Origin of the sequence: Roseomonas aerilata DSM 19363 (assembly GCF_000711725.1) — a bacterium.
GTDB lineage: Bacteria > Pseudomonadota > Alphaproteobacteria > Acetobacterales > Acetobacteraceae > Roseomonas > Roseomonas aerilata.
This window is the reverse complement of the sequence record NZ_JONP01000105.1, coordinates 1-5,024: the sequence shown is the minus strand read 5'-3', so window position 1 is coordinate 5,024 and position 5,024 is coordinate 1. Positions and strand designations below refer to the sequence as shown.

Annotated in this window: 5 protein-coding genes and 1 pseudogene; 3 read left to right on the top strand and 3 right to left on the bottom strand. The window is 64.8% G+C overall.

Translation table 11 applies throughout. The features are described from left to right. From BO39_RS28980 to BO39_RS28970, 3 genes are all read left to right on the top strand, one after another. Positions 1-471: YsnF/AvaK domain-containing protein (locus tag BO39_RS28980; protein WP_043840319.1), on the top strand; the 471-nt coding region annotated here is incomplete at its 5' end. Positions 472-590: 119 nt separating this feature from the next. Further along, positions 591-1,028: a YidB family protein gene (locus tag BO39_RS28975; protein WP_043840317.1), complete on the top strand. Its 438-nt coding sequence runs from the start codon at positions 591-593 to the stop codon at positions 1,026-1,028. Next, positions 1,028-1,603, top strand: coding sequence for a PDZ domain-containing protein (locus tag BO39_RS28970; protein WP_043840316.1), 576 nt, complete (start codon positions 1,028-1,030; stop codon positions 1,601-1,603). Before BO39_RS28975 ends, BO39_RS28970 begins: the two co-directional genes overlap by 1 nt. 137 nt (positions 1,604-1,740) lie before the next feature. Here BO39_RS28970 and BO39_RS28965 read toward each other — a convergent pair whose 3' ends face one another. The 3 genes and pseudogenes from BO39_RS28965 to BO39_RS32230 all read right to left on the bottom strand — a co-directional run bounded on the left by BO39_RS28965 (position 1,741) and on the right by BO39_RS32230 (position 4,935). Then, on the bottom strand, positions 1,741-2,946 hold the full coding sequence (locus BO39_RS28965; RefSeq protein WP_043840314.1) for an SAM-dependent methyltransferase: 1,206 nt from the start codon (positions 2,944-2,946) through the stop codon (positions 1,741-1,743). A gap of 52 nt (positions 2,947-2,998) precedes the next feature. Next, positions 2,999-3,685 (bottom strand): hypothetical protein, encoded by a 687-nt coding sequence (locus BO39_RS33425; RefSeq protein WP_156964141.1) that lies wholly within the window; start codon positions 3,683-3,685, stop codon positions 2,999-3,001. Between the two features lie 539 nt (positions 3,686-4,224). After that, positions 4,225-4,935, bottom strand: a pseudogene (locus tag BO39_RS32230) (IS6 family transposase). Positions 4,936-5,024 lie beyond the last annotated feature (89 nt).

Here is a 5,024-nt window from a genome sequence, read left to right as displayed (position 1 = left end):
ATCGTCGAGGAGCAGGTCCGGATCGGCAAGCGCGATGTCGAGCGCGGTCGGGTGCGGGTGCGCTCCTACATCGTGGAGACGCCGGTCACCGAGCAGGTGACGCTGCGCGAGGAACACGTCGATGTGCAGCGCCGTTCCGTGAACCGGCCGCTGACGGATGCCGACGAAGCTTTCCGCGAGCGCGTCATCGACGCCACCGAGCACTCGGAGGAGGCCGTGGTCGGCAAGGAGGCGCGGGTGAAGGAGGAACTGGTGATCCGCAAGGATGCGTCCGACCGCACCGAGACGGTGCACGACACCGTTCGCCGGACCGAGGTCGAGGTGGACGACACCACGGGCACGAGCGGCACAGCAGGAAGTGTTGGCGTGACTGGCACGACGGGCAGCAACCCGCCGGGTACGGCCGCCAGCCGCGCCGTGGACAAGACGCTCGGCACCAATATCAGTGGCGCGAACCCCGACAAGCGCTGAGGGCTGCTGGTTCACCAACAGGCGGGGCGGGGGCAGTGCCCCCGCCTCAGCTTAGCGGCCCAGGCAAGATTTCACCGGCAATGAACGGGCGTTACGGCGTCCAGTAACAGGAGCGTACCATGGGTCTTCTTGATACGGTTCTCGGCAGTGTTCTCGGTGGTGGCGGTTCCTCGCCCATGGCCGGGGTGCTCGGTCAGATGTTGGGCGGCGGTGGCGGGCAGGGCGGACTGCTAGGAGGCCTGGCGGGCGGCGGCATGCCCGGTGGTGCGATGGGCAGCGGCGGAATGGGTGGCGGGCTCGGTGGCCTGCTGGGTCAGCTGCGGCAGGCGGGGCTCGGCTCGCATGTTGATAGCTGGACGGGTTCCGGGCAGAACCAGTCTGTCTCGCCGCAGGAGCTTCATAGCGCCTTTGGCGAGCAGCAGGTAAATTCCTGGGCCAATCAGGCCGGCATGCACCCGAACGATTTCCTGTCGCAACTGAGCCAGCACCTGCCGCATGCCGTGGACCAGATGACACCGACAGGTCAGCTGCCGGATGAGGGCACGGTCTCGGTCTGATGTCGCGCTCGAGCCAGCACCTCGCTGCCGCGCTCGTCGCGGTCGCTCTCCTCGCCGCGCCACCAGCGCGGGCGGAGAACAGGATGGGCTACCAGCTGTTCGGCACCGAGCAGGCAGCGCAGCTGCCGCGGGGCGGCGGGGTATTCGGCATGGATGTCAGCCGCGGCCAAGTCATCGTCGACAGCGGCATGCGGTTCGAGTTGCTGAAGGTGGAAGGTGTGCGACGGGGATCGCCCGCCGCACAGGCTGGGCTTGCCACAGGCGATCAGGTCATCGCCGTGGACGGCCGTGTGTTCCCGAGCGTCGCGGCCTTCGCCGGTTATGTTGGCTCGCTGCCGCCCGGTCGCACGATCAGTGTCGACTACCTGCCGCGAGGGGAGGGGCCGCAGAACGCACAGCGGGTCGGCGTAACCCTCGTGAGCCCAGCCGGTGGCGCCCTGCCGTCGCAGCGGGCGGCTGAACCAGCAGAGCATGGCCCCTCCACCGGGCAGAAGCTGGCGATCGGCGCTGGCGCCGTAGCGCTGTTCGGCTGCTACGAGCTGGGCTGCTTCAGCCAGCGCACACAGCCGAGGTAGTTAGACCAAGGTTGCTATGACTTGGAGCCGGCTCTCCACGAGGTTTTCCACCTTTGACGCTTCCCGGAACCTTGTGGAGCGCTGACGTCCATGTCTGACCCCGGCAGCAGAGTGCTCCGCATCGGCTCGTACGGAGTTCACTCATGAAAGCGGCCAGCACCTGCTTCGGCTGTGTGTATCCAGTCGCGTGTCAGCGGCAGGGCGTCCACACGACGCGTGAGCTGCATCTGCCAGTTCATGTGTCCCATATGGCGGAAGGCCAGTTCACAACCGGAGAGATAGAACTCGAACATGCGGCACAGCCGCTCGTCGTGCAGCGACCGGATCGTACCCCGGTTAGCGGCGAAGCGGTGCCGCCAGTGAGCGATGGTCATGGCGTAGTGCAGGCGGAGGATCTCAAGGTCGGTCACCCACAGCCCGGAGCTCTCCACCGCCGGCAGCACCTCGGAAAGCGCTGGGGAGTAGCCGCCCGGGAAGATGTACTTGGCCAGCCAGGGATTGGTGCTGCCCGGCCCTTCTGAGCGCCCGATGGAGTGCACCAGTGCGACACCATCCTCCGTGAGGGAGCGACGGATGACGTCGAAGAAACCACGGTAGTGAGCCAGGCCGACCGCCTCGAACATCGCTACCGAGAGGACGCGGTCCACGGGCCGGTTCCAGGCCCGATAGTCGAGCAGCTCAAAGCGCACCCGGTCGGAGAGCCCGGCCTCAGCAGCCCGGGCACGCGCGACTTCGAGCTGCTCGGTCGACAGGGTGATGCCGGTCACCCGTGCCCCCCAGTCGCGCGCCAGGGTCAGCGCCATTCCACCCCAGCCGCAGCCGATCTCGAGCACCTCCAGCCCCGGCCGGTCGAGCGCCAGCTTTGCGGCGATGTGGCGCTTCTTGAGAATCTGTGCCTCCTCCAGCGTCTCCTGGCCGGTCTGAAAGTAGGCGCAGGAGTACTGGAGATCGCGGTCCAAGAAGAGGCTGAACAAGCGGCCGTCCAGGTCGTAGTGATGCGCTGCGTTCCGTCGGGCCCGCGGTGCGGGATTAAACTGGTCCAGCCAGCGGCGTGCCTGCCGAACACGGGCCATCAGCATCTCCGATGCCGGCTCCCGCTCGGTCATGTTCTCGACCAGCAGGGTGAGGAGGTCATGAATGGAGCAGCCGATCGGTTCGATGCCGCCGTCCATGAAGGCTTCCCCGAAGGCCAGGCCTGGGTTGAGCAGCAGGCGCCGGATCGTGCGCTTGTCGCGGATGGCGAAGGCCGCCTCCCCACCGGCCTCGCTGCCTCTCACGACTTGGACCTGACCGTCGGGATAACGCACGGTCAGCTGGCCTCTCCCGATGAGGCTCGACAGCATTCTCTGCAGAAGAGTCACCCGGGCTTCTCCCTAAGAACGTGCCGATACCCAATCAGCCGTGCTGGTTCAGCAGCTCGACAGCGCGGTTGTAGACATCGTCGTTCACCCGGCATCCAATCCAGCTCTCGCCACGGGGAGGCTGGGGGCAGTGGCTTGGACCGATCTCCTGGGTTACGACGCCGTCTATCAGGGCTCGCAATCGGTCGGGGTGTTCGATCTCGCCATTCGGGCCGAACAGGTCGAGGCTATCGTTCGGCTGCAGCCCGACAGCGCGCGCCACTCGCACCGCGGTGACGGGTGGAGTTGACAGGTTCTCCACACAACCGCCGCCCTCCCGGCGCCTGCTGGCTGGGAGTGACGGTGCACCGGAACAATCACCAGCTGGCGAGTAGCGCTTAAGGATGTCCACGGCTGAGCGCGCGTTGTGGCGCTCCTGATAGGTTCGCATAAGCTCGATAAAACTCCGGATCGAGTACGCCGGATCGGCAAAGCGCGCAAAGCTAAGCGGCGTGGCGCCTGTTTGCCCCGGCCATCGGCCATGCAGGTTCGGGCCTTTGATAGCGACCCAGTTGTTGTTTCGCAGCCCGAAAGGAGCACTGGCTCGGTCAAAGGCTAGCGGCTCGAATGTGCCACTCGCTTGTCGAGCTGATAAGCCACTGGTGGTGTGCTGTTCGACCTGCGGCACAGCGTCAGCTGTCTGAGCCACAGTTGCGCTGGACGAGAACAACATCAGCGCCATGGTCGTCGCCCGACCGGCGCGACCCGCCTGAGACAACATACACATCACTTGTTTGACCTTTCACGCCTCTGGGGGGGAATGCCAGTCAGGGATCCAGCGTTCATCGCCTCTAACAGATCGCGCGAGCGGAAGGTTGTCTGTCAGCATGCGCGGGACGACGAAGTCGGCAAGAAGTGCAAAGGCCAACATAGCGCCCCTCACCGGGGGACTGGGTCAACTGGCAGCCTCGCCATCTGATCCCAAATCGGACTATAAGACCTGCCGTCCGGAGGAATGGTTTTGTCGAAGATGGTCTACACCGCAGTTCCGTCTGATAGCGGCTGGGCGATTCTTAAGGCCACAAACTAGTACGTTGGTTATAAATCCCAATCGGCTGCGATCAAGGCGGCTATCGCGGTAGCCACAAAGCTTGGCCTCAGTGGTCATGATACCTTCGTCATGCTCCAAGACTCGGACGGGTCCTTGAAGCAGGTGTTTGCCTCTGACGGTTCCGTTGCAAAGATTGTTGGTGGCCGCGAAGGGCCACGACCGGAGCCAGATCAGGCGGCGTCCTGGAACAACTCGGCGACGAAGGTGGTTTGGGCCCGGATGTCGCGCCCACCGATACCCCGAACCTGCCCCTTCCTGATCATCGCCATTACCTCGAAGCCCGTCAGTGTTCGTCGTGCCGTGTGGAAACCGCCAAAGCCGAGGCCCGGTCTGACTAGGCGCTTCACGCGCCGGTGGTCTTGTTCCACTATGTTATTGAGAATCTTGCGCTGTCGTAGGCGGGAGAAGCGCCACAGCTCGCCGTCCTCCTTCATCCGCTCGATGGCACACGGGTAGGCCGGGTTCTTGTCCACCGTGATGGTGCGTGGGTTCACCGTGTGCGGCTGCCCGAGCGCCTTGCGGAAGAAGCGCTTCGCGGCCTCCGCGTCCCGCTTGGCCGAGAGCAGGAAGTCGATCGTCTGGCCACGGCTGTCGACCGCGCGGTACAGGTACATCCAGCGGCCCTTCACCCGAACGTAGGTCTCGTCGACCCGCCAAGAGCCGTTACTCGGCCGCAGATGTGGCCGGATCCGCTTCTCGATTTACGGCACGTAGGTCTGGGTCCAACGGAAAATGGTGGTGTGCGCGATCTCTACCCCACGGTCGGCCAGCATCAGCTCGAGATCGCGATAGCTGACCGGGAAAATGAGGTACCAGCGGACTGCCCAGAGGATCACCTCGGCGGTGAACTGTCGCCCCTTGAAGCATTGATCCAGTCTCACCGAGGCCACTCTCCGCCGTCTCGCCATACTGCGGCTTGTACCCAGTCAGTGGGACGCCGCAAGGCCGCAACAGAACCGGTGGCCCTGAC